The organism is Dyella sp. NPDC103356 (assembly GCF_055584465.1).
The window spans coordinates 423866-450118 of record NZ_JBVJLZ010000002.1; the positions used below are offsets into that span (position 1 = coordinate 423866).

Here is a 26253-nt window from a genome sequence, read left to right on the forward strand (position 1 = left end):
GGAGCTCATGCTGTTCGCCGTTGGCGGGGTGCTTGGGCTGGTTGTCGATGCCGGCGTGGTGCAACTGCTGGTCGGCGCATTTGGCTGGAATCCCTACCTTGCGCGCGTGCTGTCGTTTCTGCTGGCGGCCACCGTGACGTGGTGGTGGAACCGGCGCAAGACGTTTGCCGAGCGCAGCAGCGGCCGCTCGGCCCATGCCGAATGGTTGCATTGGATGGCTCTGATGGGCGCCGGCGCGGTGGTCAATTACGGTGTCTTCGCCGCGCTTTTATGGACCATTCCGGCGCTTCGCCCATGGCCTGCGGTGCCTACTGCGGCAGGTTCGGCGGTGGCTGCGCTGGTCAATTTCGCGACAGCGCGCGGGATGCTTTTCCGGCAGTCCAAAACATCGTTATAAGTTATTGATTAATATATAAAAAATAGTGTCGTTTTAACGACATTCGTGCTACACTTCACGCACTGAATTTGTAGGTCGCTGGGGCATGCGCTCGGGGGCGCTGTGCCGCGACCTTTTTCTTCTTCCAGGGAACCGATTGATGGCAGAACTCGCCAAAGAAATCATTCGCGTAAGCATCGAAGACGAAATGCGTCAGAGCTATCTCGATTACGCCATGAGCGTAATCGTGGGCCGCGCACTTCCGGATGTTCGCGATGGTCTGAAGCCCGTACATCGCCGCGTATTGTTCGCGATGAACGAATTGGGCAATGTCTGGAACAAGCCTTATAAGAAATCGGCCCGCGTGGTCGGTGACGTGATCGGTAAATACCATCCGCACGGCGATGTGGCTGTCTATGACGCCATCGTTCGTATGGCGCAGCCGTTCTCCCTGCGCTACATGCTGATCGACGGCCAGGGTAACTTCGGTTCGGTCGACGGCGACAGCGCGGCGGCCATGCGTTACACCGAAGTGCGCATGTCCAAGCTCACGCACGAGCTGCTGGCCGATATCGACAAGGAAACCGTCGACTTCGGTCCGAACTACGATGAAAGCGAGCACGAGCCGCTGGTGTTGCCGACGCGCGTGCCGAACCTGCTGATCAACGGTTCGGCGGGTATCGCGGTCGGCATGGCCACCAATGTGCCGCCGCACAACATCAATGAAGTGATCGCCGCCACGATTGCGCTCATCGACGATCCGTCGTTGTCGATCGAAGACCTGATGACGCACATCCCCGGCCCGGACTTTCCGACGGCGGGCATCATCAACGGTTCGTCGGGCATCATCGAGGCGTACCGTACCGGTCGCGGCCGTATCCTGGTGCGCGCCAAGGCCGATATCGAGACCGAAACCAACGGCCGCGAGACGATCATCGTCACCGAGCTGCCGTATCAGGTGAACAAGGCACGGTTGATCGAAAAGATCGCCGAGCTGGTCAAGGAAAAGAAGCTCGAAGGCATCAGCGAGCTGCGCGACGAGTCCGACAAGGACGGCATGCGCGTGGTCATCGAGATCCGTCGCGACGCGATGGGCGATGTCGTGCTGAACAACCTGTTCCAGCAGACCCAGCTGCAGGTCACCTTCGGAATCAACATGGTGGCGCTGATCGATGGCCGCCCGCAGCTGTTGAACCTCAAGGACATCCTCGAGGCCTTCATTCGCCACCGCCGTGAAGTCGTCACCCGCCGCACCATCTTCGATCTGCGCAAGGCCCGTGCCCGCGCGCATATCCTCGAAGGTTTGACGGTCGCGCTGGCGAACATCGACGAGATGATCGAGCTGATCCGTACGTCGGCCTCGCCGGCCGAGGCGCGCGAACGCATGCTCGCACGCAAGTGGCAGCCAGGCCTGGTGAGCGCCATGCTCACGGCGTCCGGCGCGGATATGTCGCGCCCGGAAGACATGGATCCGCGCGATGGCCTGAAGGGCGATACCTATCAGCTATCCGATATCCAGGCGCAGGAAATCCTGGCGATGCGTCTGCATCGCCTGACCGGATTGGAGCAGGACAAGCTGTCGGACGAGTATCGCCAGATTCTCGATACGATTCGCGGTTTGATCGAGATCCTCGAAGATCCCGAGCGTCTGCTCGCGGTGATTCGCGAAGAGCTGGAGAACATTCTCAGCGAGTTCGGCGATGCGCGTCGTACCGAAATCCAGCATTCGCAGGAAGACCTCAACGTACTGGATCTGATCGCGCCGGAAGACGTCGTCGTCACGCTGTCGCACTCCGGTTACGTGAAGCGTCAGCCGGCCAGCACTTACCGTGCACAGCGTCGTGGCGGCAAGGGTCGTTCGGCATCGGCGCTGAAAGACGAGGATTTCGTCGAGCAGTTGTGGGTGGTCAATACCCACGACACGCTGTTGACCTTTACCAGCACCGGTCGTGTGTATTGGTTGAAGGTTTATCAGATGCCCGAATCGGGTCCGAATACGCGCGGCAAGCCGATGGTCAACCTGTTGCCGTTGTCGGAGGGCGAAAAGGTGCAGGCCGTGTTGCCGGTGCATGAGTACACCGACGACCGCTTCGTTTTCTTCGCGACCCGTCAGGGTACGGTGAAGAAGACGCCGCTGACCGAGTTCGCTTATCAGCTGCAACGAGGCAAGATCGCGATCAACCTCGATGAGGGCGATGCGCTGGTCAATGTGGCGCTGACCGACGGCAATAGCGATGTGCTGCTGTTTGCGTCGAACGGCAAGGTCGTGCGTTTCGACGAAGGTGAAGTCCGCTCGATGGGCCGCACCGCCACCGGCGTGCGCGGTATGCGTCTTGCCGACAAGAGCGAAGTCGTGTCGCTGATCGTAGCTGCCGAGGGCGATATTCTCACTGCGACCGAGCGTGGCTACGGCAAGCGCACGACGCTGGACGAGTTCCCGAAGAAGGGCCGCGGTACGCAGGGTGTCATCGGCATCCAGTGCTCCGAGCGTAACGGTCCGCTGGTGTCGGCCACCCAGGTGACCGAGGCGCACGAGCTGATGTTGATTTCCAACCAGGGCACCCTGGTGCGCACACGCGTGGCGGAAGTCTCGCAGCTCAGCCGTAACACGCAGGGCGTGACGCTGATCCGCTTGCCGGCGGACGAAGCCCTGGTCGGTGTGGTACGTCTCGATGCCTTGCCCGAAGGTGAGGGCGAGGAAACGGGTGAAGAAGGTGCGGAGCCATCGGCCGCACCCGAGTCGCCTGATACGCCTCAGGATTGATAGCGTTGTAATGCTCTACATCAAACCCCGTTCGCAAGAACGGGGTTTTTTGTTGTTCTGTGCCATATGGGAATCAGATGGCGCCAAGCATGGCGTCAGCGGTCGAGACCTTCAGTTCACCCGGCGCTTCCACTTGCAACAGCCTGACCACGCCGTTTTCCGCAAACAGCGCAAACCGGCGTGCGCGCAGACCCATGCCGTAGGCACTGCCATCGAGTTCCAGGCCCATGCTGCGCGTGAACTGCCCATTGCCATCGGCAAGCATCAGCAGGTCGTTGGGAATGTGCTGATTCCGCCCCCACGCCTGCATCACATACGCGTCGTTCACCGACAGGCACATCACGTCGATACCGCGTTCGCGGAATGCGGGCATGTGTTCGATATAGCCCGGGAGATGCTTGTTGGAGCAGGTGGGCGTGAACGCGCCGGGCACCGCAAAAAGCAGCACGCGGCGACCGGTAAACAAGTCGGCGGTCCGGGTGCGTTCGATCGTCTCGCCGGCCAGGTAGATATCGGTATCGGGGAGGGTCTCGCCCGGTTGGATGCTCATGGTTGCCACGCTGAAGGAAGGGAAAACAACGCGCATGGTAGGGCCTGTCCATGGCCCTGTCGTCTTGAATTTGTCCGGCCAGCGCCTATTTCCTGTGTCAGGCGGCAACCAGCCGCAACCCTATTCAAGGAGTTACCCGATGAACCGCATTCCCTCTCAGTTGACCTGGGGCACGCTGCGCAACTTGAACGATGTGCGTCATGCATTCGACCGCTTTTTGAGCACCGACGAGACGGACGTTGCCAGTCCGTCCGCGGGCCAATGGGCGCCGCGTGTGGATATCAAGGAAGAAGACGCCCGCTTCGTGATATTGGCCGATATTCCGGGCATCGATCCGGCGACGATCGAAGTGAGCATGGACAAGAACGTACTGAGCATCAAGGGCGAGCGCGTTGCCGAAAAGACCGAGCAGAGCGCGAAGTTCACCCGTATCGAGCGAGCCTATGGCAGCTTCAACCGCCGTTTCTCGCTGCCGGAAAGCGCCGATGCCGAAGGCATTACCGCCAGCGGCAAGCATGGCGTGCTGGAGATCGTGATCCCGAAGCGTGCGCAGACCGCGCCTCGCCGCATCGCGATCGACACCGCGCACTGATAGGCCTGTACTCAAGGCATGAAGCCAGGCGATCGGCTCACGGTCGCCTGGCTTTCGCGGGTAGACTGCAATGACATGAAAGGCCTGTCGTGGACGATCGTCTGCGGCAGGCTGCATGTGCTTAAAGCATTGGCCGGGGAGCGGCGGTGGAATTCAAAGATTATTACGACATCCTGGGTGTGAAGCCCGATGCCAGCGAGGCCGATATCAAGGCGGCCTATCGCAAATTGGCGCGCAAATATCATCCGGACAAGAACAAAGAAGCGGGCGCCGAAGACAAGTTCAAGGCGATTAATGAAGCCAATGAAGTGCTGCGCGATAAAGAAAAGCGCGCGGCTTACGATCAGCTGCGCGCCGGCGGTTATCGCGGTGGCGAGCAGTTCCGTCCACCACCGGGCTGGGGACAGGGCGGGCAGGGTTTCGATTTTGGCGATTCGGGCCACGGCGACTTCAGCGACTTTTTCGAAAGCCTCTTTGGCGCGCGTGCCGGCGGGGCCGCCGGGCGCGGCGCGCCACGGCCGCGCCGGGGCGGCGACGTGCAGGCGCAGGTACAGATCGACCTGAAGACCGCCTTCGACGGCGGCCGCACCCGTCTGGTACTGCAGGACAGCCATGGCGGCGAGCGCACGCTGGAAGTGAAGATTCCGGCCGGGATCCAACCGGGTAAGGTCATCCGCCTCGCCGGTCAGGGCCATGCAGGCCAGGCCGGCGGTCCCAGTGGCGACCTGTTGCTGGAGGTCGGTATTCGCGACGATGCGCGCTTCCGCCTCGAGGGGCACAACGTACTGCACGTCCTGCCGATCACGCCCTGGGAAGCCGCCCTGGGTGCTACGGTGCCCGTGCCGACCCTGGCCGGCACGGTGGACCTGCGCATTCCCGCCGGCTCGCAATCGGGCCGCAAGCTGCGCCTGAAGGGCCGGGGGATGCCGGGCACGACACCAGGCGATCAACTGGTCGAGTTGTCGATTCGGGCGCCCGCTGCAGCCAGCGAGGAAGAGCGCAAGGCGTATGAAGCCTTGCGCGACGCGTTTGCCGGGTATGACCCGCGCAGTTAGCGATTAAAAAAAACGGCGCCTTGGCGCCGTTTTTTTTATCGAAGCAAGGCCGGCTTATGCAGGCAGCAATGTCTTCAGCGTCGTCACCAGCTCTTCTTCCTTAATCGGTTTGGTGACATAGGCTTTCGCGCCTTGGCGCATGCCCCACACCTTGTCCGTGTCCTGGTCCTTGGTCGTGACCAGCACGATCGGAATGTGCGCGGTGTCCGGATCCTTGCTGATGGTGCGTGTGGCCTGGAAACCATTGAGGTTGGGCATCACCACGTCCATCAGAATCAGATCAGGCATTTCGCGCTTGGCGGCTTCGACACCGGCTGCGCCGTCTTCGGCGGTTACCGCCTCATGCCCGAGCTTTTCGACGATACGCTTGATGCCAAGCAACTGCGACGGCGAATCGTCGACGATCAGGATGCGTGCCATAAGGAATAAGTTCCCCTAGTTGTTTCAGTGATTCTAAGCTGCGTTTATCGCGGGTTCCAAGCCACTTGTCTAGGCATCGGGACCAATACGTACCAAGGTACGACCAAATGACTCACCTGCCAGCATGGGTTCAAACACCCCGGCCAGGTTGTCCAGGTCGACTTCACGTGTCGCAATGCGGTCGAGATACCGTGGTTTCCAGTCTGTTGCCAGACGTTGCCAGACCTCTTCACGGATATCGCGTGCGGTACCGGCCGTGGCCACGCCCAGCAAATTGACGCCACGGATGATGAAGGGCATCACAGTACTGTCGAAGGCGAAACCACCGGCGTTGCCGCAAACCGCAACATTGCCATAGGGTTGGATCAGAGGAAGTAGCCCGGCCAGCATCTTGCCGCCGACGTTGTCCAGCGCCCCGCCGAAGCGGGCCGAGTCCATCGGCTTGCCACTGAAGGCCAACTGGTGGCGGTCCAGGCATTCGCTGGCGCCCAGTTCGCGCAATACGTCGAACTGGTCGGTCTTGCCGCTGATCGCATGCACCTCGTAGCCGGCACGCGAGTAGATATCGATCGCCAGCATGCCTACGCCGCCTGTAGCGCCGGTAACGGCGATCGGGCCTAGCGATGGTGTCTGCCGGTTGTTCTCCATCTGCCAAAGGCCCAGCGCGGCGGTAAAGCCGGCTGTGCCCAGGATCATGCTTTCGCGCAGGCTCAGCTGGGCCGGCAGCGGAATTGCCCACTGCGCGGGCAGGCGAATGTATTGGCCGTAGCCGCCATCGCGCGTCTCGGAAAGGCCGCTGCCGGTACAGAGCACAGCGTCGCCTTCCTTGAACCTGGGGTCAGTGGACGCGACGACGCGGCCGGCGACATCGATGCCACCGTTCAACGGGTACTGGCGCAGGATCTTGCCCTTGCCGGTACCGGCAAGCGCGTCCTTGAAATTGACTGAGGAGTAAGCCACCTCGACCAGCAGCTCGCCAGGGCTCAAGGCATCGGCGTCGATGGTTTCCGCGCCGGCGCGATAACCCGATGCGTCGTTATGAATGCGAAATGCGCGAAACGATGCGGTGGAGCTCATGCTTCGATCCTCTTCAGGCCTTGACGCTGCTGCTGTCGATCCACTTGGGCGTATAGCCGCTCTGGTAGGCGCTCATCCAGTCGAACATCGCGTCCATGCCTTCGCCGAACCATATGTTTTCGCGCTGCTCGCTGCGCACGAAACCTTCGCCGACCATGTGATCCATCATGCCGCGCAGCGGCGTGTAGTAGCCGCGCACGTTGTAGAACGCGCAGGGATAACGATGCAGGCCCAACTGTGCCCAGGTCAGCATTTCGAACATTTCGTCCATGGTGCCGTAGCCGCCGGGCAATGCGACGAATGCGTCAGCCAGCTCGAACATGCGCGTCTTGCGTTGATGCATGGTGTCGACCACTTGCAACTCGGTCAGGCCCTGGTGGGCGACTTCGCGTTCGACCAGCTGGCGCGGAATCACGCCGATCGCCTTGCCACCGGCGTTGAGCACCGCATCGGCCACCGTGCCCATCAGGCCTACCTTGCCGCCACCGTAGATCAGGCTGATGTTGCGCCTGGCCATTTCGGTGCCGAGCGAAACAGCAACGTCGGTGTAGTCGGAATGATTGCCGCTATTGGAGCCGCAGTAGACGCAGAGGGCGGTGGGGTGCATGGTGGTGGGTGCTTTGGATGAGAAGGGGCTTAAATGTATTAAGCAACTTTAGGGAGTTTCTAAAACCGCTTCCAAGCCGTCATCCCGGCGAACGCCGGGATCCAGTGCCTTACGCTTCAACGTGCTGAAGACGCTAGGCCCCGGCCTTCGCCGGGGCGACGATGAAAACTGGGGTTAAAGACAGCTCCTACAAGAGCTCATGCATGTCTGGAATAAAAAAGCCCGCTCATGTTGCCACGAGCGGGCCATGTTCGCGCGCTTACAGCACGCCGATCCCTCAGTTGCCCTTGTGAATCGCGCGCTTGTCCACCGACAGCGCCGCTTCGTGCACGGCTTCGGAAAGCGTCGGATGCGCGTGGACGATGCGGGCGAGGTCTTCGGACGAGCCCTTGAACTCCATCGCCACGACGCACTCGGCGATCAGCTCGGACACGCCCGGGCCGACCATGTGCACGCCCAGGATGCGATCGGTTTCGGCGTGGGCGATCATCTTCACCTGGCCGATGGCTTCGTTCATCGCCACGGCGCGGCCGATGGCGGCGAACGGGAAGGTGCCGACCTTGTAGGGAACGCCTTCGTCCTTGAGCTGCTTTTCGGTCTTGCCGACCCAGGCAATTTCCGGCTCGGTGTAGATCACCCACGGCATGGTGTCGTAGCCGACGTGGCCGGCCTTGCCGGCGATCCACTCGGCGACCGCCATGCCTTCTTCAAAGCCCTTGTGCGCGAGCATCGGGCCGCGCACGGCGTCGCCGACAGCCCACACGCCGTCCACGCCGGTGTGGCAATGCTCGTCGACCACGATGCGACCGCGCTCGTCCAGCTTGACGCCGACGTCGTCGGCCAGCAGGCCGTCGGTGTAGGCGCGGCGGCCCACGGCCACCAGCAGCTTGTCGACCACCAGATCGTGATCGCCGTCCTTGTCGTTATAGGTGAGGTGCACTTCGTTGCCCTTCACCTCGGCCTTGGACAGCTTGGCGCCGAGCTTGATCGCCAGGCCCTGCTTGGCGAATTCCTTCAACGCGATCTTGGCGATGTCGGCATCGGCGGCGCCGAGGAAATCCGGCAGCGCTTCGAGCACGGTCACTTCCGAACCCAGACGGCGCCACACACTGCCCAGCTCCAGGCCGATCACGCCTGCGCCGATCACGCCAAGACGCTTGGGCACATCGCTGATGTCCAGCGCGCCAGCGTTGTCGATGATGAACTTGTTGTCGAACTTGGCGAACGGCAATTCGATCGGCACCGAGCCGGACGCAAGGATCACGTTGGTCGCGCTGATCGTCTGCTTCTCACCGTCGTTGCCGGTGACTTCGACGTTGTTGCCCTTGAGCAGCTTGCCCTTGCCGAAGTAGCTGGTGATCTTGTTGGCCTTGAACAGCTGCGCCACGCCACCGGTGAACTGCTTGACGATCTTGTCCTTGCGGCCGATGAAGGTGCCCAGGTCGACCTTGGCGTTCTCCACCGTGATGCCGTGCACCGGCAGGTTGTGCGCGATGTTGTAGAACTGCTTGGACGAATCGAGCAGCGCCTTGGACGGGATGCAGCCCACGTTCAAGCAGGTGCCACCAAGCGCCTGCTTGCCGTCCTTGCCGACGAACGCGTCGATGACGGCCGTCTTCAGGCCCAGCTGCGCGGCGCGGATGGCCGCGTGATAACCGGCGGGACCGCCGCCGATGACGATGACGTCGAATTTGTCGCTCATGGTGTTTCCTTGATGCTTGCCGCGCTTGGGAGCTGCGGCTTTTGGGTTACGGCGAGCATGCGAACCATCGCAACGCTCGCCGCCAGAGCTTCGTTACCTATTTCGTCTTTGAGCGGGGCGCTCAAAGACCAAGCAACATCCGCTGCGGATTCTCCAACTGGTTCTTGATATCGACCAGGAACAGCACCGCGTCCTTGCCGTCGATGATGCGATGGTCGTAGGACAGTGCCAGGTACATCATCGGGGCGGCGATCACCTGGCCGTTCTCGACGATGGCGCGCTCCTTGATGGTGTGCATGCCAAGGATCGCGCTCTGCGGCGGGTTGACGATCGGGGTCGACAGCAGCGAACCGAAGGTGCCGCCGTTGGTGATGGTGAAGGTGCCACCCTGCAGGTCGTCCAGGCCGAGCTTGCCGTCACGCGCCTTCTTGGCGTAGTTGACGATGCCCTTTTCGATATCGGCGAAGCTCATGTCCTGCACGTCGCGCAGCACCGGCGTCACCAGGCCCTTGTCGGTGGACACGGCGATCGAGATGTCCTGATAGCCGTGATAGATGATGTCGTTGCCGTCGACCGAGGCGTTCACCACCGGATGGCGCTTCAGCGCTTCGGCGGCGGCCTTGACGAAGAAGCTCATGAAGCCGAGCTTCACGCCGTTCGACTTCTCGAACTGCTCGCCCAGCGTCTTGCGCATCTTGCTCACTTCGGCAAGGTTCACTTCGTTGAACGAGGTGAGCATCGCGATCGAGTTCTTCGACTGCATCAGGCGCTCGGCGATGCGTGCGCGGATGCGCGTCATCGGCACGCGCTCTTCCGGACGCGAGCCCGGCGTCGGCTTGACGGCCGGCGCGGCAGCAGCGGGAGCCGACTTCGGCGCGTTGACCACGTCTTCCTTGATGATGCGACCGTCGCGGCCCGTGCCGGCGATACCGGCGGTGTCGACCTTGCCTTCTTCGGCGGCGCGGCGTGCGGCCGGCGAGAGATCGCCCGATGCAGCGTGGCTGGCAGCCGGCGCAGCAGCGGCCGGTGCAGGTGCAGCCGCCGCGGCAGGAGCCGGTGTCGGCGCGGCAGCAGCGGCGCCTTCTTCAATGATGGCGATGACCTGCTGGCTGTTGACCGTGTCGCCGGTCTGGAACTTCAGCTCTTTCAGCACGCCGTCGACGGGCGAGGGCACTTCAAGCACGACTTTGTCGGTTTCCAGGTCGACCAGGTTCTCGTCGCGCTTCACCGCTTCGCCGGCCTGCTTGTGCCAGGTAGCGATGGTGGCGTCGGAGACGGACTCAGGCAGGACGGGGACTTTGACTTCGATGGACATGCTTGTCTTACTCCGCGGAGTGGTCGGTGCCGACGGGCGCGACCAGCGCCTGTTCGACGAGCGCCGTCTGTTCGGCGACATGGGTGTTGAGGTGACCGGCAGCCGGTGCTGCCGAGCGCGCGCGGCCTGCATAGGACAGGCTCTGCTTGGCGCCGACAACGGCCTGCAGGTGATGACGAATCTGGAACCAGGCGCCCTGGTTCATCGGCTCTTCCTGGCACCAGATCACTTCCTTGGCGGAAGCGTACTTGTCCAGTTCGGCCTTCACTTCGGCGCGCGGGAACGGGTAGAGCTGCTCGACGCGCACGATGGCGACGTCGTTGATCTCGCGCTTCTCGGCTTCTTCGAGCAGGTCGTAGTAGACCTTGCCCGCGCACAGCACGACGCGCTTGACCTTCTTGGCCGGCAGGTCGCGGTGCTCGCCGATGACCAGCTGGAAGCTGCCCTCGGCCAGTTCGTCCAGGGTCGACACGGCCAGCTTGTGGCGCAGCAGCGACTTGGGCGTCATCACGATCAGCGGCTTGCGCGTCGGGCGCAGCATCTGACGACGGATCATGTGGAAGTCCTGCGCCGGCGTGGTCGGCACGCAGACCTGCATGTTCTCCATCGCGCATAGCTGCAGGAAGCGCTCGAGGCGGGCGGAGGAATGCTCCGGTCCCTGGCCTTCGTAGCCGTGCGGCAGATAGAGCGCCAGACCGCACAGGCGATCCCACTTGGACTCGCCCGAGCTGATGAACTGGTCGATCACCACCTGGGCGCCGTTGGCGAAGTCGCCGAACTGGCCTTCCCAGATATGCAGGGTGTAAGGATCGGTGGTGGAGTGACCGTACTCGAACGCCATCACCGCTTCTTCGCTGAGCAGCGAGTCGATTACTTCGACATCGGCATCGCTGCGAATGTTGGTGAGCGGCATGAAGGTGTGGCCGTCCTTCTGGTCATGCAGCACGGCATGACGATGGAAGAACGTGCCGCGGCCCGAATCCTGGCCGACCATGCGCAGGTTGTAGTTCTCGTCGATCAGCGTGGCGTAGGCGAGGTTTTCGGCAAAACCCCAATCGCCGGCCTGTTCGCCCGCGGCCATCTTGCGGCGGTCGTCGTAGATCTTGGCGACGCGCGACTGCAGCGTGATGTCGTTGGGAATGTCGAGGATCTTGTTGGCCAGCTCGATCAGCTTGGCCTTGGGCACCGTGGTGTCGGTCGGCGTCGACAGCTTGCCGCCGATAAAGCGGGCCCAGTCGACCGGGATATCGTTGCGCAGATCTTCGGCCGTCGTGGCCAGCGTGCCGCCGGCCTCGAGGCGGTCGCGGTAGGCGTCGAACTGCTTCTGGGCGTCGCCCTCGGCGATCGTGCCTTCCTTGACCAACTGCTGCGCGTAGAGATCGCGCGTGGTCGGGCGCTTGCGGATGATCTGGTACATCACCGGCTGCGTCGCTGCCGGCTCGTCAGCCTCGTTATGGCCGTGGCGGCGGTAGCAGACCAGGTCGATCACCACGTCCTTGCGGAATTCCTTGCGGAAGTCGTAGGCAAGGCGGGTGGCCTGGATCACCGCTTCCGGATCGTCGCCGTTCACGTGGAACACCGGCGCGTTGACCATCTTGGCCAGGTCGGTGCAGTACAGCGTGGAGCGGGCGTCCTGCGGATTGGAGGTGGTAAAGCCCACCTGGTTGTTCACCACGATGTGCAGACTGCCGCCGATCTTGAAGCCGCGGGCCTGCGACATGTTGAACAGTTCCATGTTCACGCCCTGGCCGGCCAGCGCCGCGTCGCCGTGCACCAGCACGGCCAGCGACTGCTTGCGCTCGGTGTCGCGACGGCGCGTCATGCGGGCATGCACGGAGCCGGCCACGACCGGGTTGACGATTTCCAGATGGGACGGGTTGAACGCCAGCGCGACGTGCACGCCGCCGTTGGGCGTCTTGACGTCGGCGGAGAAGCCCATGTGGTACTTCACGTCGCCGGAGTGGGCCGGATCGTCCGGGTGATCCCACTTGCCTTCGAATTCGTTGAACAGCGTCTTGGGCGGCTTGCCCAGGATGTTGACCAGCACATTCAAACGGCCGCGATGGGCCATGCCGATCACCACTTCCTTGACGCCGTTGTCGCCCGCTGCGCGGACCACATCGTCCATCATCGGAATCAGGCTGTCACCGCCTTCGAGCGAGAAGCGCTTCTGGCCGACATACTTGGTGTGCAGGTAGCGCTCAAGGCCTTCGGCGGCGGTGAGACTATCGAGCAAGTGTTGCTTGGCGCCCTTGTCCAGGCTGGCCGAACCATTGGCCTGCTCCAGACGCGTATAGATCCAGTTGCGCTGCTCGTGATTGCTGATGTGCATGAACTCGGCACCGATCGTGCCCGCATACACTTTTTTCAGCGCTGCCAGCAGGTCGCGCAATTTCATGCGCGGGCCGGTACCGGCGAAGTTGTTGGTGTCGAACTGGGTGTCGAGATCGGCGTCGGTCAGGCCATGGAAGGCCAGGCCCAGATCCGGCGCTTCGAGCTTCTGGGTCAGGCCCAGCGGATCGAGGTCGGCGGCCAAGTGGCCGCGCGAACGGTAGGCCGTCAATAGGCGCAACACGCCAGCCTGCTTGCGCGCGTGGGCATCGTCCACGCTGCCGGCCACTACGCCGCCACCGCCGCTGCCATTCACGTAGCGCTGCTTTTGTGCAGCCTCTATACGCGCAATGGCCGCGGTGTGGGATACGTCCCCCGACTCGCGGCCTTTGAAGGTCTGGAAATATTGATTCCACTCGGCGGGAACCGACGCGGGGTCGGCGAGCCAAGCTTCATACTGTTGTTCGACATAATCGGCGTTACCGCCTGCGAGTTGAGAGGACTCGAAGAACTCGCGAATCAGGTTTGTGCTCACGTCACCACCGGCAGGGAAGGGAGGCTGACAGCGTGTCAGGCCTGACGGACCCAAAACGCTGGCGAAAAATCCTGTTAATTATAGCTCCGGGGTGCTGCGACGCGGCAACCCGAATTGTTGATAAAAGTGGGGATCGGCGACGAAATTTCGAGTCCCGGGCGTTCGACCTTGGTCAGAACGGCGCTGGCGCAGCGGATTTGTGGCTGTTTTGCCTTACAGGCAACCCAGCCATTCGGCGAATCGGCGTTCAGCCCTCAGAAGGCCGGTGGAGGCCGGCAGGTCGTTCAGAGGTCGAGGGATTGCAGGGCGGTTGCGCGCTCGGCCCGTTCCCAGACCTCGTCGAAGTGCTGCGACAGGGGCGCCTGCGACGACCGGTCCTCAACAGCGGCACGGCCTTGGGGACGCTGGGCATCGGGCTGAAACACGTAGCCGCCGGCATCATTGAGAAGGAAGGCGCTGCCGTAGCCCAGATCGTGTTCTTCGACCGGTACGCGAATCGAGATCACGCTGGGCAGCCGCTGGGCCAGCGCGATCAATCGATGGCTTTCGCGCAGGGCGGCTTGCGGGTCGTGCAGGAGGATTCGGATCGACGCGTTGCGGCCTGAGCTGGCGATGCGTCGGAGCTCGGCGATGTCGTCGGCACTATTGAACGCGTTGGCGGTCAGCAGGGGCTGATAGATCGCCAGACGGTAGCGGGCCTGGCGAAGCAGGGTGAGCCGGGCCGAGGCCAGTTCATCCTGGCTGTCGACCGATAGCGTTTCCTTAGGGGCACTGGCCGGTTCCATCAGCGGGCTTTCTTTTTCTTGGCCAGCAGGTGGCCATCGTTGATCAAGGCCAGCAGCAAGGCGCGATCGGCCGCGGCGGGCTTGCGTGCAGGTACAAGCACGCGCTCGGCACACAGTGGCTCGGACAGCTCCACGGTGGCCGGATAGGCATGTCCATTCGCGTAGAGCGTGCAGCCGTTCCTGCCGCGACTCCAGGCGAAGCGCGACCAGGGATGGCGCAGCAGTTCGCAGCCGCCTTCGAGCAGCTTGGCCAACCCGGCTTCGGTTAACGGCTTGTCGGCCGGGGCTGGCGTCTGTGCGCTGCGATAGCGGGTAATAAAGCGGCCGAACCAGTCGCGCAGGGTGTCGTCGTCCAGCGCAGCGGCGATCGGCATCGAGTCCTTGATGCGTGCCAGCGCGTGCTTGTCGATTTCGCCCACGGCCTTGACCGGCGCCAGGTCGGGGTCAGCGTAGCGCTGGTCTTCGGTCAGTCGCTCGGCCAGATAATCGGCCAGATCGCCGGTGAGTTCGCCCTGCGATGGTGCACGCATGCCGACGGAGAACGTCATGCAGGGGCCGCCGAACGCGACGCCGTCGTGTGCGATGCCGGGTGGCAGGTAAAGCATGTCGCCCGGTTCCAGCAGCCATTCGTGGGAGGGCTCGAATACTTTGAGCTGCTTCAGCTCGACGTCGTCGCGAAAATCCTTGGGCGCATTCGGGTCTTCGTTGATCGCCCAGTGCCGTTGACCCAGCGCCTGCAACAGGAACACGTCGTATTGATCGACGTGGGCGCCCACGCCACCACCCGGCTCGGCATAGGAAATCATGATGTCGTCGACGCGCCAGCTCGGCAGGAAGCGGAACGACTCGAGCAATGCGGCGACGTCCACGTCCCACTTGTCGACGTCCTGCACCAGCAGCGTCCAGTTGCTGTCCGGGGTCTTGGAGAAATCGTCCTCGCTCAGCGGCCCCGTCTTGACGCTCCAGCGGTCGCGCTTTTCGTCGTGGACGATCAGGCGCGACAGGGCAGCTTCTTCGCAGGCGAGGCCGGCCAGGTCGTTCGGCTCCAGTGGCGGTTGGAAATCCGAGAAGGCGTTGCGGATCAGCAGCGGGCGTTTCTGCCAGTAGTCGCGCAGGAACTGTGCGGGCGACATGCCCAGGGGCTGCTTGGCGCTGCCACGGACTTCGATGGGGAGGGTGGGGCTGGCCATGCTGGGCGTCCTGTTCCGCTGAATATTCGCGAGAGACTTTTTTGTTCGTCATCCCGGCGAACGCCGGGATCCAGTGTCTTGGAACGTGGTTATCGCCACGCTCCGACATGAAAGACGCTGGGTCCCGGCCTTCGCCGGGACGACGGGTAGGAGGGGGTTAGATATCTTTTGCCAGCGGCACGGCCAGGCCGATATAGCCGCCCGGCGTCAGATCCAGCAAACGCTGTTTCGCATCGGCCGGCAGCGCGAGCCCTTCGATAAACGTACGCATCGATTCGCGCGTGATCCCCTGACCACGCGTCAACGCCTTCAACTGCTCATACGGCTCGGGCAAACCATAGCGACGCATCACCGTCTGTACGGCCTCGGCCAGCACTTCCCAACTGGCATCCAGATCGGCCGCAAGGCGATCGGCATTGACCGTGAGCTTGCCCAGACCCTTGAGCAACGATTCCAGCGCCACCAGCGTGTGGCCGAACGCGGTGCCCAGCGCGCGCAACACGGTGGAGTCGGTGAGATCGCGCTGCCAGCGGCTGATCGGCAGCTTTTCGGCGAAGTGACCGAGCAGGGCGTTGGCCAAGCCGAAATTGCCTTCGGCGTTTTCGAAATCGATCGGGTTGACCTTGTGCGGCATCGTCGACGAGCCCACTTCGCCCGCCTTCAATGCCTGCTTGAAGTAGCCCAGCGAGATGTAACCCCAGATATCGCGTGCCAGATCGATCAGGATGATGTTGGCGCGGCGCACCGCATCGCAGTACTCGGCCACGCCGTCGTGCGGCTCGATCTGCGTCGTATAGGCGTTGTAGTCGAGCCCCAGGCTTTCGACGAAACGCTGCGAGAAGCCGCGCCAGTCCACTTCCGGATAGGTAATGGCATGGGCGTTGTAGTTGCCCACGGCACCATTGATCTTGCCGGGGATTTCCAGTGCTGCAAGCTGCTTGCGCTGGCGCTCCAGGCGCGCCACCACATTGGCCAGTTCCTTGCCCAGGGTGCTGGGCGAGGCGGTCTGGCCGTGCGTACGCGACAGCATCGGCAACTCGGCGTTGGCGTGCGCCAGCTGGCGCAGCAGCGTGATGACCTTGTCGAAGGTCGGCAACAGCACCTGATCGCGTGCATCACGCAGCATCAGCGCATAGGACAGGTTGTTGATGTCTTCGCTGGTGCAGGCGAAATGCACGAACTCCTTCGCCTGGGCGAGCGCGGCATCGTTGCCCATGCGCTCCTTGATGAAGTACTCCACCGCCTTGACGTCATGGTTGGTGGTCGCTTCGATCGCCTTGATACGCGCACCATCCTCCACGCCGAACTGGTCGGAGATCGCCTGCAACTGGGCGACCTGCGCCGAAGAAAACGGCTCCAGTTCGACGATGCCGCGATCCGACGCCAGCGCCAGCAGCCAGGCGATCTCGACCTGCACGCGACGGTGCATCAGGCCGAATTCGCTGAAGATCGGGCGCAGCGGTTCGACCTTGCTGGCGTAACGGCCGTCCAGCGGCGACAGGGCGGTCAGGGCGTGGGACATGGGGGAGGGTTCCGGAAACGGGAAATTGGGCATTTTACAACGGATGGCGACAGGGAGGCCGGAAGCGGCGGGCTTGTGCCCCCACTACCCATCCCCCATCTGCTTAAGGCATATAGTCAGCCTCCCTCGCCAAGGACCGCTCCCATGAGCAACAACCGTTTCCGCATCGAACACGACAGCATGGGCGAGTTGAAAGTCCCCGCCGATGCCCTCTATGGCGCACAGACCCAGCGTGCCGTCGACAACTTCCCGATTTCCGGCCTGCACCTGCCGCGCGAGTTCATCCGTGCGCTCGGCCTGATCAAGGCGGCCGCCGCCGAGGCCAACCTGGGGCTGGGGTACCTGAAAAAATCCCAGGCCGCCGCCATTCGCAAGGCGGCGCTGGCGGTCGCCGACGGCGAGTACGACAAGCAGTTCCCGATCGATATCTTTCAGACCGGCTCGGGCACCAGCACCAATATGAATGCGAACGAGGTGATTGCCCACGTCGCGGCCAAGGCCGGCGCCAAGGTGCATCCCAATGACCACGTCAATTACGGCCAGAGCTCGAACGACGTGATCCCGACGGCGATCCACGTGAGCGCCACGCTGACGACGAGCGAGCAGTTGATCCCCGCGCTCAAGCATTTGCGCAAGACCATCGACAAACGCGCCCGGGAACTGAAGAACGTTCCCAAGACCGGCCGCACACATCTGATGGACGCGATGCCGATCACCTTTGGCCAGGAGCTGTCGGGCTGGGCGGCGCAGATCGACTCGTCGATCGAACGGATCGAGGACAGCCTCAAGCGCATGCGCCGCCTGCCGCAGGGTGGCACGGCGGTCGGTACCGGTATCAACGCCGATGCCAGGTTCGGACCGGCGTTGGCGCGTGAACTCAAGAAGCTCACCGAGGTGCGTTTCGAATCGGCGCAGAACTATTTCGAGGGCATGGCCGGACAGGACGCGGCGGTAGAACTCTCCGGCCAGCTCAAAACATTGGCGGTCGCCTTGCTCAAGATCGCCAACGACCTGCGCTGGATGAATTCCGGTCCGCTCGCCGGCCTGGGCGAGATCGAGTTGCCAGCGTTGCAGCCTGGTTCCTCGATCATGCCCGGCAAGGTCAACCCGGTGATTCCCGAGGCGACCGCGATGGTCGCCGCGCAAGTCATCGGCAACGATGCCGCCATTACCATCGGTGGTCAGTCCGGCAACTTCCAGTTGAACGTGATGCTGCCGATGATCGCCTACAACCTGCTGCAGTCGATCGAGATCCTGGCCAATGTCACGGTGCTGCTTGCCGACAAGGCGATCGCCGGTTTCAAGGTCAATACCGCGCGCGTCAAGGAAGCCCTCGACAAGAACCCGATCCTGGTCACCGCGCTCAATCCGGTGATCGGTTACGAGAAGGGCGCTGCCACCGCCAAGCAGGCCTATAAGGAAAAACGCCCGATCATGGATGTCGCACTCGAAACCACTGGCCTATCGAAAGACGAACTGAAGAAGCTGCTCGATCCGATGACGCTGACAAAAGGCGGCATTCATGGCGGCGGTGGTGGCGGTGGCTAAACCTTCGCGCATGGTGGATGCGGCAAGCTCCTGGCTGCCGCATCACGCCATTGGGGATGATCGTAGGGAACATAGCCTTCCCAGAACCAGGGAAAGCAGGTCGGCCCCAGGGTGGCGTCGATCAGGTACTTGAAGATGCTTTCGGCATTGGAGCTGTTGCTCAGGATCATCACGCAATCGCGCGACGCCTGCAGGCACAGGATCAGATTGTTGGTGCCGTCGTCGTGGCCGCTCTTGAACCATGCGGGCCCCTGTGGCGATCTAAACGTTACGACACCGAGCGCATACGACAAGCCGATGCTGTCGTTGTCATGCGTGGTGGTGGTATCGAGCGTCGGAAACTGTTGCACCGAGTGGATGGCGATCACCGGCTCGAGCCATTGTGCATGCGCTTTCGCGCTCAGGCCATCGCCGCGAACCATGCCGGCAAGTAACTGCGCATAGTCGGCAGGCGTCGTATCCATCGAGCCGGCAGCGCGTACCGAGCCGCGCTGTTTATGGCCCAGCGGCTTGCCGGCTTCGTCATAGCCGATGGCCAGGTTGTTCGCGAAATCGTCGCGCCAGACCATGCCGGTGCGCTTCATAGCGAAGCGATCGAATAACTGCTGCTGCATGAGCTGCCCGGCATCCTGGTGCAGGCCTTCTTCCAGCACGAACTGCATGAGATTGATGCCTTCGCCGGAATAGGCGAAACGCGTGCCCGGATCGAAGTAGATTTTCAGTTTGCCGTTCGGATCGTAGCCCCCTTCGGGCTTGAAGAAACGGAAATTGGCAAAACCCGCCGTATGGCTGAGCAGCATGCGTGGCGTGATCTGTCGCCAGCGCGGGTCGTCTTTGAGATCGGCGTATTTGTCGTAGTCGGGTAGCGGCTTGGGCAGCAAGGCCGGCAGCGGCTCATCGAGATCGAGTCGATGTTCGTCGACCAGAGTCATGGTGGCATACGCAAACGCGGCCTTGGTGATCGAGGCCGCGTACATGGTCGTGTCCACGGTGAGGGGCAAATGCTTTTCGGTATCGCGTTCGCCGTAGGCACGCAGATGGACGATGCGTCCATTCTCGATCACGGCGAGGGCGAGTCCGGAGACGTGAGCCGCTTGCATCAGCATTTGCACGCGTGTGTCGAGCGCGTCGCCGTACAGTCTTTGTGGAGCAGGGTGATGCGGAGCAGGGGATGCGCAACCGGCCAGACATCCCAGCGCAGCCAACGTCAGCGCACATCGACGAAGCAGACGCATCGCGATCCCTCCGAAAGATGATCGTGGACGGCCTCGGCATCCTTGCCGAAGCCGTCAGCGACAACGCTCAGCTCTTCGCGTCGTCCTTGCCCGCGGCATCCTTGCTGTCGTCCTTGGCTTCGTTGACGCAGCTGTCCACGCTCGCGTTATCTACGATATTTGCATAGGGCTTAAAGGCAGGTAGCTGCGCGCCGAGCTGATCCTGCACGGTCTTGATGCCGGCGGTGTCCTTGCAGATGTCCATGCTCATATTGGCCAGTTCCTGGGCCGCGTCCTGTGCCTTGTCTTCCTTGCTGGTACTGGCGGCATGCGCCAACGCTTGGACGGCGACCTTGCCACCGGCCTTGGCCATCTTGATGCCGGTGTTGTGAACATCCACAACGTTCATGTAGTACGCCATCAACAAGGCTTGCTGGGCCGGCGTCACACTGACGACTTTGTCGTCGATCGTCAGGTTGCCACTGGAGTCGATCGCTGCCTTGGGTTGATTGGCCGGGCTAAGGACGACCTGTTTGTCCTTGAGCACGATGGCACCGTTCATCATGGTGGTGTCGGCGTCCATGACATCGCAACCGGCGATCAAAGCACCACACACCAGCACTGCTCCAAGCCATGGCTTGTGATTCATGAGTTTTTCCCCTTCGTAATCACTGAGGATTATTGCCGGCTCAGGCCGGTGTGGATATAGACCGCGTTTTTCGCGTTGCCACCTTTCATCGAGAACGTGGCGTGGCCGGGTGAGGTGGCGACCAGACGCGTCGTGACGCCGCTCGCATCGGTTGCGCCGAACGTATTGTCGTCGACGCGATCGAGAATAACGGTCTGGCCGTCTCGCACACCCATGTTGCCGGTGAGCGTCAGCTTCAACTGTCTGCCGGTGGTCTCGACAGCGACGACCTTGTCCGTAGCGCCATCGGCTGTCCAGCGCCCAACGAAAGACTGGCTGGGATCGCTGGCATGCGAGGAGAAAGTGCCCATGCCGACGAAGATCGCAACGGTGATGGCTACCCAGGATGCTCGCGTGACTTTGTTCTTTTGCATGATGCCTTTCTCCCCAGGAGTTACGGATCAGCTGTCGTCGCGAACGCGGCGGAACCAGATGGCGGCGGCGATCAATGCGATACCGGCAACCACACCGATCCACAACTCGATCGAACCCAGCAGGAGGAAGCTGCTACCCGGGGTCAGGATGGCCGAGGGCGCATCGTCACCCAGCTGTGCCATCGCCTGCATCTGATGCTCGTCGAAGACTAGGTTCGAGCCGGGGAACACGCTCAGGATGATGCGCTGGACGATGTGATGCCAGAACCAGCTTGAGGACAGGTTGAACAGCCCCATGATGTTGAACCAGGTCACCATCAGGCCGGTCACCAGCGGTGCGGCTACCGCCCACAGGAAGGGCTTGCTGCGTGCCCAGGCCGAGCAGAGCATCAACCAACCCACTGCCGGCAGCGCCCACAGCGCATACAGCGGAACCGCGGTGATCATGGCCAGGATGGTGCGGATCGGATGGGCCAGCGTCAGCAGCTGCCAGGCGTTGATGCCATGGAAGGACAGCACGATGGCGAACATGATGAGCTGGATGACGCCGATCGCGATACCGATGACCACGGCAATGACCGGGACCAGGATCACTGCACTGACAACCTTGGCCAGGACCGTGCGCATGTCGGAAATCGGCAGCGATTTCCAGAACAGGATGCTGCGGTCGCGACGGTCGTCGTAAAGCGAACCGAGGCAGTAGAACAGCACCACGAATCCCATCACGATACCGATGATGCCGGTGGACGAGAGCAGGGCGAGATCCAGCCCGGTGCCGACTTTTGCCAGGTCGCCCGCATCGGCCTTTTCGATCAGCATATGCAGGTCGCTGCCGCCAAAATGCATGCCGTGACGCATGCCGATTACTTCGGCGGCAATCAGGGCCATCATGTTGAGGATCAGAAAGACGGAGCCTGCCACCAGCGGTGCCCACAGAAAACCGCCGCGGTGCTCCCAGAATTCGCGTTTGACCAACCAGACGAAGGTTTTCATGCGTAGGTTCCCTTCATGGTGGCGACGAACAGATCGCTGACGGATGGGCGACGGACTTCGCCCATGCTTTCGAGCGTCGCGCGGTCCGCGCCGTCGAACAGGAAAATGCTCTTGCCAAAGATCTGCCGCTCGTCCAGCGGATTGAGCCGGCGCGCGTCGGCAGCGCGGTCGGCGCTGACCATCACTTCGGCGAAACGGTCGCCCATGGCGTCCATGTCGGTGTTGAGGACGATCTTGCCGTCACGGATAAACATCAGGTCGGTGAGAATGTGCTCGATCTCTTCCACCTGATGGGTGGTGATGATGATCGTCTTGTTCTCGTCGAAATAATCTTCCAGCAAGGTCTGGTAGAACTGCTTGCGATACAGGATGTCCAGGCCCAGCGTGGGTTCGTCCAAGATCAGCAAGCGTGCGTCGATCGCCATGACCAGGGCCAGGTGCAATTGCACGATCATGCCCTTGGACATCTGCTTGACGCGCATCGAGGGCTGCAGCTTGGTACGTGCCAGAAAGGCCTCGCACTTGGCGCGGTTGAAGCGTGGATGCACGTTGGCGACAAAGTCCACCGCTTCGCTTACGCGTATCCAGCGTGGCAGCACGGCGACGTCGGCGATAAAGCACACCTGTTCCATCAGTTGATTGCGCTGCGAGCGTGGGTCAAAACCCAGCACATTGAGCTGTCCCTGGAAATCGGTCAGCCCCAGGATCGCCTTCAGCGCGGTGGTCTTGCCTGCACCGTTGGGACCGATCAGGCCGACGATACGGCCGGAAGGGATTTCGAAACTCACCCCGTCCAGCGCGACGGATTGCTTGTAGCGCTTGACCAGGCCGCTTGCGGTCACCACGGCATTCATGACGGGTCCTCCGGGTTGGCCGAGGCCGGTGCTTCGCGCAGCAGGGTCTTCAGATCCAGGCCCAGCCGTTGAAGACGTGCGTAAAGCATCGGCCATTCTTCGCGCAAGAAGCGTTCGCGCTCGGACTTGAGCAAGGCTTCGCGAGCTCCATCATTGACGAACATGCCCAACCCCCTCCTTTTTTCCACAAGTTGATCGTCGACCAGTTCCTGGTACGCCTTCGATACGGTCAGCGGATTGATTTGGTAGTCCGCCGCCACCTGGCGCACTGACGGCAGCGGGTCGCCCTCGTTCAAGGCGCCGTCCAGGATCATCGCCACTACGCGTTCGCGGAGCTGGCGGTAGATCGGGACGCTGTCGTTCCAGGTGATGGACATACGGTTATTCCTTCGTGATACGGCCGAACTGGGTGCCAAACGAATAGTAGGGCATGGCTAGCTGAGTACCGAGCAAGGTAGCGCTCGCTTCGACCCCGCGGCCCAGGCTGGCGCCGACGCCAGCGACCGAGTTGTCGCTCAGCAGAGCAGCGGCGCGGCGGTCTTCGGCGCTGGGGGTGACATTGACCGGAGCCAGGTCGATTACCTTGGCGCCGTTGATTTCACTGACCGGGACGGCCATGACGTTGGAGTGGATCGCGGCCAGGCTGGCGGAGGTCAGCAAGAACGCGGCGGTCAGGGTTAATAGGTTCTGCGCTTTCATGGCGTGCTTCCTCGTTAGTGGTCTCGTGGACCGGTGTTGTAGTGAACTATAACACCACTTCGACAACCGTCAAGCGGCAATGTGCGATTTCGCAACATGACTGATGGCCTATATGGTGATCGGCTGCGGCAGAGCTCGCTTCGAGCGGCTACAGACTGCCCCGACGTTGCTTATGCTGGGCAAATGGATCGTCTCGCGGCAGAAGCGTCCATCAGTCATCGCATATGACATCTATCAGCTCCGGTCTCGTCGGCTTTGCGCAGGCCATGCTTCAATGCGCGCGTGATACAGGTAGCGGAGCATGCGGCATGAATCTGGAGCTGGAAGGTCGGGTAGTGGTCATCACGGGCGCGAGCAAGGGCATCGGGCTGGCCTGCGCCGAGCTGTTCGCACGCGAAGGCGCGAAAGTCGTCGGCATTTCGCGTGATCTCCATCGCCTGCATGAAGCGCAACGCCAGCTCGGCGCATCGGGTTTGACGATGGCCGTACATACGGCGGATCTATCGGACAGCGTGGCGACCCGGATGGTCATGGAGTGCATCGAGAACGATCACGGCCCGATCGACGTATTGGTCAATTGCGCGGGCGCCGCGCGTCGCCGGCCGGTCGACGAGCTGGACGCCGAGGCCATCCATGCGGCGATGCAGGCGAAGTACTTCCCCTATATGCATGCAATCGACGCAGTTATTCGCCACATGGCTGTGCGTGGGCACGGCAGCATCGTCAACGTGGTCGGGCAGGGCGGACGCCAGGCCAACCCGCTGCATATCGGTGGCGGCGCCGCCAATGCGGCTTTGATGCTTGCATCGGTGGGTTACGCCACGGCGTACGCAGCCCGCGGCGTGCGCGTCAATGTCATCAATCCCGGCACCACACGAACCGAACGCATGGAAGAAGGCCTTGCCGCGTCGGTGCGTGCGACCGGGCGTTCGCAGGACGAACTGTTGAAAGAGCTGACGGATGAGATTCCATGCGGACGCGTTGCCGAGCCGGAGGAAATTGCGCGGGTCGCCGCTTTTCTTGCCTCGCCCATGGCCAGCTATGTCACTGGCGCCATCATTCCGATGGATGGGGGCAAGGCGGGAGTGATTTGAGGGACGTGTGTGGATGGGATGCACAGCGGGTCGCGACATCACCGTGCATGCAATTATCGCCGTGCAAAAAAACAGGTTCGGAAACATGCCTGTCAAATAACTGCGATGTAAAGAAAAATTCATCAAATATCTTCTCAAGCCCAACGCTGTATTGCCGACCTCGGGGGGTGATCCCCGTCCCCTCAAGGTCATCCCCATGCCTTCGCGGCTTCGTTTTTCCCCGGTTTTTCAGTCTCTCTCCCTTCGTGCACTGCTGCTGATTCGCCTCGCGGGCGTATTGGCCATGCTGGCACTCATTTGCGTGCTCGGTGCTTCTTTGTTGAACCGTGCCGACCAGCGCATTCAATCGGTGGTCGGCGACACGCTGTCGCCGGTGTCCGATGTCGGGCGCATCCAGAACGACTACAACGACAACTTTCAGGCGATCGCGCATGCGGTCATGACGCGGCTACCGTCTTCGGTCGACGATGCGAAGACCGCATTGAAAAGCAATCGCGTGGATATCGAGCGGCATTGGAAGCCGTTAGCGGCCAGCGGCTTGGGGCTGCAGGAAAAGCAGCTGCTTGCGATCGCCGCCGAACACCGCAAGGCGGCCGAGCAGTCGATGGACGAGACATTGGCCATGCTCGATGCCGAGCAGTACGACATCGCGCAGGTCAAGCTCTCCTCCGAGTTGCAGCCGGCGCTGCTGCCCTTGCAGACCGACTTCACCAACCTGTTCGAAAAAGCGCTTGCCGCCGGTGGCGAGCAGGCTGCGGCACAGCATGTCGCCAATCAACATGGGTTGATCCTGCTGGTTGCGGCATTCGTGGCTGCCTTGTTGCTGGCCTGCCTGATCGATGGCGGAATGATTCGTGCATTGAGCAGACGCCTGAAGCTGGCATCGGCGGTAGCCGAACGCATTGCGCAAGGTCGTGTCGGCCAGGCGATCACGGTCGGTCGTGCCGACGAAATCGGCGCCGTCTTGCGACATCTCGCAGTGATGGATCAGCAGTTGGCCAGCGTCGTCGAACAAGTCCGCGCGGCTGCGGCCTCGGTGCGACACGACGCGCAAGGGCTGGCCAGCGCCAGCGATGTGCTCAATCAACGTACGCAGTCGCAGGCGGCGCATCTGGAGGAAACCTCCGCGTCGATGGAGCAGATGGCGGCAACAGTGGCCGAGTCGGCCGGTCATGCGACGCAGGCCGACCGCATGGCGCGGCTTTCCAGGGAACAGGCTGCGCAGGGACACACCGTAGTCGCTGGCACCATCGCTTCGATGGGCGCGATACGCGATAGCGGTCAACGCATCGCCGAGTTTGTCGGCTTGATCGACGAGGTGGCATTCCAGACCAATCTGCTCGCACTCAACGCGGCCGTGGAAGCGGCGCGTGCAGGCGAGCATGGCCGTGGGTTTGCGGTCGTTGCCGCCGAGGTGCGTGCACTGGCTCAGCGCTGCAGCCTTGCCGCGCGTGATATCCGCAGAACCATGGAAGCCAGCGAACAGGCGGTGGCCGATGCCGATGGCCTGGTCGGGCAGTCGGGACAGGCCTTGGCCGGGATCGTCAGCACGGCACAACAGGTGGCCGAAAAAGTTGCGGCCATCGCGCTGGCGGGGCGCGAGCAGACGGCCGGCATCGAACAGGTCAACCGCGCTGTGGCGGACATGGATGAGATGACGCAGCAGAACGCGGCCATGGTGCAGCGTGTTGCCAGTACCAGTCTCGCCATGCGGCGCAATGCCGATGCCTTGCTCGCGCAGGTGGATTTCTTCCGTGTCGGCGAGTCGGTCATGGACGAAGAAATCACTCCGCAGGACAGCGGGCGCATGCTGGCGGCGTAAATAGCCTTACGCTGGATATTCCGAAAGTTGTAGGGAGTTGCCTACGTTGCGCCGCGACCTGAACCGATAGCCGCACCGCCCTTGTCTGGCGCACTCTTGTGCTGGCAGGGGACGGTGATTGAGAGCTTCTTCGCCTTGCGCGGAGT

24 protein-coding genes are annotated in these 26253 nt (G+C 62.2%); 7 read left to right on the forward strand and 17 right to left on the reverse strand.

From position 1 onward, the window contains the following. The first annotated feature begins 7 nt into the window (after nt 1-7). Both ACZ6WW_RS05340 and gyrA read left to right on the forward strand, forming a co-directional pair. The gene (locus ACZ6WW_RS05340; RefSeq protein ID WP_281848404.1) at nt 8-397 is read left to right on the forward strand and encodes a GtrA family protein; all 390 of its coding nucleotides are present in this window, start codon (nt 8-10) and stop codon (nt 395-397) included. 139 nt (nt 398-536) lie between these two features. Further along, nucleotides 537-3140 carry a DNA gyrase subunit A gene (gene gyrA, locus ACZ6WW_RS05345; protein ID WP_281848405.1) on the forward strand — a complete coding sequence of 868 codons (2604 nt, stop codon included), beginning with the start codon at nt 537-539 and terminating at the stop codon, nt 3138-3140. A gap of 73 nt (nt 3141-3213) precedes the next feature. Here the strand turns inward: gyrA and ACZ6WW_RS05350 are convergent, their stop codons facing one another. Continuing rightward, nucleotides 3214-3690, reverse strand: coding sequence for a redoxin family protein (locus ACZ6WW_RS05350; RefSeq protein ID WP_465273271.1), 477 nt, complete (start codon nt 3688-3690; stop codon nt 3214-3216). 139 nt (nt 3691-3829) lie between these two features. On the opposite strand from ACZ6WW_RS05350, the gene ACZ6WW_RS05355 reads away from it, so the two are divergent. Then, nucleotides 3830-4282: an Hsp20/alpha crystallin family protein gene (locus ACZ6WW_RS05355; RefSeq protein WP_465273272.1), complete on the forward strand. Its 453-nt coding sequence runs from the start codon at nt 3830-3832 to the stop codon at nt 4280-4282. Nucleotides 4283-4428: 146 nt separating this feature from the next. After that, nucleotides 4429-5337, forward strand: a complete 909-nt coding sequence (locus tag ACZ6WW_RS05360; RefSeq protein ID WP_465273273.1) for a DnaJ C-terminal domain-containing protein — start codon at nt 4429-4431, stop codon at nt 5335-5337. Between the two features lie 54 nt (nt 5338-5391). Here ACZ6WW_RS05360 and pilH read toward each other — a convergent pair whose 3' ends face one another. The 9 genes from pilH to purB all read right to left on the reverse strand — a co-directional run bounded on the left by pilH (nt 5392) and on the right by purB (nt 16821). Next, nucleotides 5392-5757 (reverse strand): twitching motility response regulator PilH, encoded by a 366-nt coding sequence (pilH, locus tag ACZ6WW_RS05365; RefSeq protein ID WP_465273274.1) that lies wholly within the window; start codon nt 5755-5757, stop codon nt 5392-5394. 69 nt (nt 5758-5826) lie between these two features. Continuing rightward, nucleotides 5827-6834, reverse strand: coding sequence for a YhdH/YhfP family quinone oxidoreductase (locus tag ACZ6WW_RS05370; protein WP_465273275.1), 1008 nt, complete (start codon nt 6832-6834; stop codon nt 5827-5829). A 13-nt stretch (nt 6835-6847) separates the two neighbouring features. Then, the gene (locus tag ACZ6WW_RS05375; RefSeq protein ID WP_465273276.1) at nt 6848-7441 is read right to left on the reverse strand and encodes an LOG family protein; all 594 of its coding nucleotides are present in this window, start codon (nt 7439-7441) and stop codon (nt 6848-6850) included. Between the two features lie 277 nt (nt 7442-7718). Then, on the reverse strand, nt 7719-9143 hold the full coding sequence (lpdA, locus tag ACZ6WW_RS05380) for a dihydrolipoyl dehydrogenase (protein ID WP_465273277.1): 1425 nt from the start codon (nt 9141-9143) through the stop codon (nt 7719-7721). A 121-nt stretch (nt 9144-9264) separates the two neighbouring features. Further along, nucleotides 9265-10458 (reverse strand): 2-oxoglutarate dehydrogenase complex dihydrolipoyllysine-residue succinyltransferase, encoded by a 1194-nt coding sequence (gene odhB / locus ACZ6WW_RS05385; protein ID WP_465273278.1) that lies wholly within the window; start codon nt 10456-10458, stop codon nt 9265-9267. A 7-nt stretch (nt 10459-10465) separates the two neighbouring features. Further along, nucleotides 10466-13324, reverse strand: a complete 2859-nt coding sequence (locus ACZ6WW_RS05390; RefSeq protein WP_465273279.1) for a 2-oxoglutarate dehydrogenase E1 component — start codon at nt 13322-13324, stop codon at nt 10466-10468. Nucleotides 13325-13608: 284 nt separating this feature from the next. Further along, nucleotides 13609-14109, reverse strand: coding sequence for a DUF7931 domain-containing protein (locus ACZ6WW_RS05395; protein ID WP_465273280.1), 501 nt, complete (start codon nt 14107-14109; stop codon nt 13609-13611). Beyond that, complete coding sequence (locus tag ACZ6WW_RS05400; protein ID WP_465273281.1) at nt 14109-15299, reverse strand: JmjC domain-containing protein; 1191 nt, start codon at nt 15297-15299, stop codon at nt 14109-14111. Before ACZ6WW_RS05400 ends, ACZ6WW_RS05395 begins: the two co-directional genes overlap by 1 nt. Before the next feature lie 157 nt (nt 15300-15456). Continuing rightward, a complete protein-coding gene (gene purB, locus ACZ6WW_RS05405) occupies nt 15457-16821 on the reverse strand; it encodes an adenylosuccinate lyase (protein ID WP_465273282.1) in 1365 nt (454 codons plus the stop codon). 144 nt (nt 16822-16965) lie between these two features. Between purB and ACZ6WW_RS05410 the strand changes: the two genes are divergently transcribed. Next, complete coding sequence (locus ACZ6WW_RS05410) at nt 16966-18369, forward strand: class II fumarate hydratase (protein WP_465273283.1); 1404 nt, start codon at nt 16966-16968, stop codon at nt 18367-18369. Here ACZ6WW_RS05410 and ACZ6WW_RS05415 read toward each other — a convergent pair. From ACZ6WW_RS05415 to ACZ6WW_RS05445, 7 genes are all read right to left on the reverse strand, one after another. Then, the gene (locus ACZ6WW_RS05415; protein WP_465273284.1) at nt 18366-19604 is read right to left on the reverse strand and encodes a serine hydrolase domain-containing protein; all 1239 of its coding nucleotides are present in this window, start codon (nt 19602-19604) and stop codon (nt 18366-18368) included. The genes ACZ6WW_RS05410 and ACZ6WW_RS05415 overlap by 4 nt on opposite strands. A 67-nt stretch (nt 19605-19671) precedes the next feature. Further along, complete coding sequence (locus ACZ6WW_RS05420; RefSeq protein WP_465273285.1) at nt 19672-20232, reverse strand: DUF2884 family protein; 561 nt, start codon at nt 20230-20232, stop codon at nt 19672-19674. A gap of 29 nt (nt 20233-20261) precedes the next feature. Further along, nucleotides 20262-20645, reverse strand: a complete 384-nt coding sequence (locus ACZ6WW_RS05425; protein WP_465273286.1) for a hypothetical protein — start codon at nt 20643-20645, stop codon at nt 20262-20264. Between the two features lie 27 nt (nt 20646-20672). Beyond that, nucleotides 20673-21638, reverse strand: coding sequence for a hypothetical protein (locus tag ACZ6WW_RS05430; protein WP_465273287.1), 966 nt, complete (start codon nt 21636-21638; stop codon nt 20673-20675). Beyond that, nucleotides 21635-22492: an ABC transporter ATP-binding protein gene (locus ACZ6WW_RS05435; RefSeq protein WP_281848423.1), complete on the reverse strand. Its 858-nt coding sequence runs from the start codon at nt 22490-22492 to the stop codon at nt 21635-21637. The genes ACZ6WW_RS05430 and ACZ6WW_RS05435 overlap by 4 nt, the downstream gene beginning before the upstream one ends. Then, a complete protein-coding gene (locus ACZ6WW_RS05440; RefSeq protein ID WP_281848424.1) occupies nt 22489-22869 on the reverse strand; it encodes a GntR family transcriptional regulator in 381 nt (126 codons plus the stop codon). Before ACZ6WW_RS05440 ends, ACZ6WW_RS05435 begins: the two co-directional genes overlap by 4 nt. A gap of 4 nt (nt 22870-22873) precedes the next feature. Continuing rightward, nucleotides 22874-23191, reverse strand: a complete 318-nt coding sequence (locus ACZ6WW_RS05445; RefSeq protein ID WP_465273288.1) for a hypothetical protein — start codon at nt 23189-23191, stop codon at nt 22874-22876. Between the two features lie 308 nt (nt 23192-23499). Between ACZ6WW_RS05445 and ACZ6WW_RS05450 the strand changes: the two genes are divergently transcribed. Both ACZ6WW_RS05450 and ACZ6WW_RS05455 read left to right on the forward strand, forming a co-directional pair. Continuing rightward, nucleotides 23500-24285: an SDR family NAD(P)-dependent oxidoreductase gene (locus tag ACZ6WW_RS05450; RefSeq protein WP_465273289.1), complete on the forward strand. Its 786-nt coding sequence runs from the start codon at nt 23500-23502 to the stop codon at nt 24283-24285. A gap of 196 nt (nt 24286-24481) precedes the next feature. Further along, entirely contained in the window at nt 24482-26107 is a 1626-nt protein-coding gene (locus ACZ6WW_RS05455; RefSeq protein WP_465273290.1) for a methyl-accepting chemotaxis protein, read from the forward strand. The last annotated feature ends 146 nt before the right edge of the window (nt 26108-26253 follow it).

What these genes read in the sequence shown, in the direction of transcription:
- ACZ6WW_RS05340 (WP_281848404.1), top strand. Translation starts at nt 8, where the DNA reads ATGCTGTTCGCCGTTGGCGGGGTGCTTGGGCTGGTTGTCGATGCCGGC.
- gyrA (WP_281848405.1), top strand. Translation starts at nt 537, where the DNA reads ATGGCAGAACTCGCCAAAGAAATCATTCGCGTAAGCATCGAAGACGAA.
- ACZ6WW_RS05350 (WP_465273271.1), bottom strand. Translation starts at nt 3,690, where the DNA reads ATGAGCATCCAACCGGGCGAGACCCTCCCCGATACCGATATCTACCTG.
- ACZ6WW_RS05355 (WP_465273272.1), top strand. Translation starts at nt 3,830, where the DNA reads ATGAACCGCATTCCCTCTCAGTTGACCTGGGGCACGCTGCGCAACTTG.
- pilH (WP_465273274.1), bottom strand. Translation starts at nt 5,757, where the DNA reads ATGGCACGCATCCTGATCGTCGACGATTCGCCGTCGCAGTTGCTTGGC.
- ACZ6WW_RS05370 (WP_465273275.1), bottom strand. Translation starts at nt 6,834, where the DNA reads ATGAGCTCCACCGCATCGTTTCGCGCATTTCGCATTCATAACGACGCA.
- ACZ6WW_RS05375 (WP_465273276.1), bottom strand. Translation starts at nt 7,441, where the DNA reads ATGCACCCCACCGCCCTCTGCGTCTACTGCGGCTCCAATAGCGGCAAT.
- lpdA (WP_465273277.1), bottom strand. Translation starts at nt 9,143, where the DNA reads ATGAGCGACAAATTCGACGTCATCGTCATCGGCGGCGGTCCCGCCGGT.
- odhB (WP_465273278.1), bottom strand. Translation starts at nt 10,458, where the DNA reads ATGTCCATCGAAGTCAAAGTCCCCGTCCTGCCTGAGTCCGTCTCCGAC.
- ACZ6WW_RS05395 (WP_465273280.1), bottom strand. Translation starts at nt 14,109, where the DNA reads ATGGAACCGGCCAGTGCCCCTAAGGAAACGCTATCGGTCGACAGCCAG.
- ACZ6WW_RS05400 (WP_465273281.1), bottom strand. Translation starts at nt 15,299, where the DNA reads ATGGCCAGCCCCACCCTCCCCATCGAAGTCCGTGGCAGCGCCAAGCAG.
- purB (WP_465273282.1), bottom strand. Translation starts at nt 16,821, where the DNA reads ATGTCCCACGCCCTGACCGCCCTGTCGCCGCTGGACGGCCGTTACGCC.
- ACZ6WW_RS05410 (WP_465273283.1), top strand. Translation starts at nt 16,966, where the DNA reads ATGAGCAACAACCGTTTCCGCATCGAACACGACAGCATGGGCGAGTTG.
- ACZ6WW_RS05415 (WP_465273284.1), bottom strand. Translation starts at nt 19,604, where the DNA reads ATGCGTCTGCTTCGTCGATGTGCGCTGACGTTGGCTGCGCTGGGATGT.
- ACZ6WW_RS05420 (WP_465273285.1), bottom strand. Translation starts at nt 20,232, where the DNA reads ATGAATCACAAGCCATGGCTTGGAGCAGTGCTGGTGTGTGGTGCTTTG.
- ACZ6WW_RS05425 (WP_465273286.1), bottom strand. Translation starts at nt 20,645, where the DNA reads ATGCAAAAGAACAAAGTCACGCGAGCATCCTGGGTAGCCATCACCGTT.
- ACZ6WW_RS05430 (WP_465273287.1), bottom strand. Translation starts at nt 21,638, where the DNA reads ATGAAAACCTTCGTCTGGTTGGTCAAACGCGAATTCTGGGAGCACCGC.
- ACZ6WW_RS05435 (WP_281848423.1), bottom strand. Translation starts at nt 22,492, where the DNA reads ATGAATGCCGTGGTGACCGCAAGCGGCCTGGTCAAGCGCTACAAGCAA.
- ACZ6WW_RS05440 (WP_281848424.1), bottom strand. Translation starts at nt 22,869, where the DNA reads ATGTCCATCACCTGGAACGACAGCGTCCCGATCTACCGCCAGCTCCGC.
- ACZ6WW_RS05445 (WP_465273288.1), bottom strand. Translation starts at nt 23,191, where the DNA reads ATGAAAGCGCAGAACCTATTAACCCTGACCGCCGCGTTCTTGCTGACC.
- ACZ6WW_RS05450 (WP_465273289.1), top strand. Translation starts at nt 23,500, where the DNA reads ATGAATCTGGAGCTGGAAGGTCGGGTAGTGGTCATCACGGGCGCGAGC.
- ACZ6WW_RS05455 (WP_465273290.1), top strand. Translation starts at nt 24,482, where the DNA reads ATGCCTTCGCGGCTTCGTTTTTCCCCGGTTTTTCAGTCTCTCTCCCTT.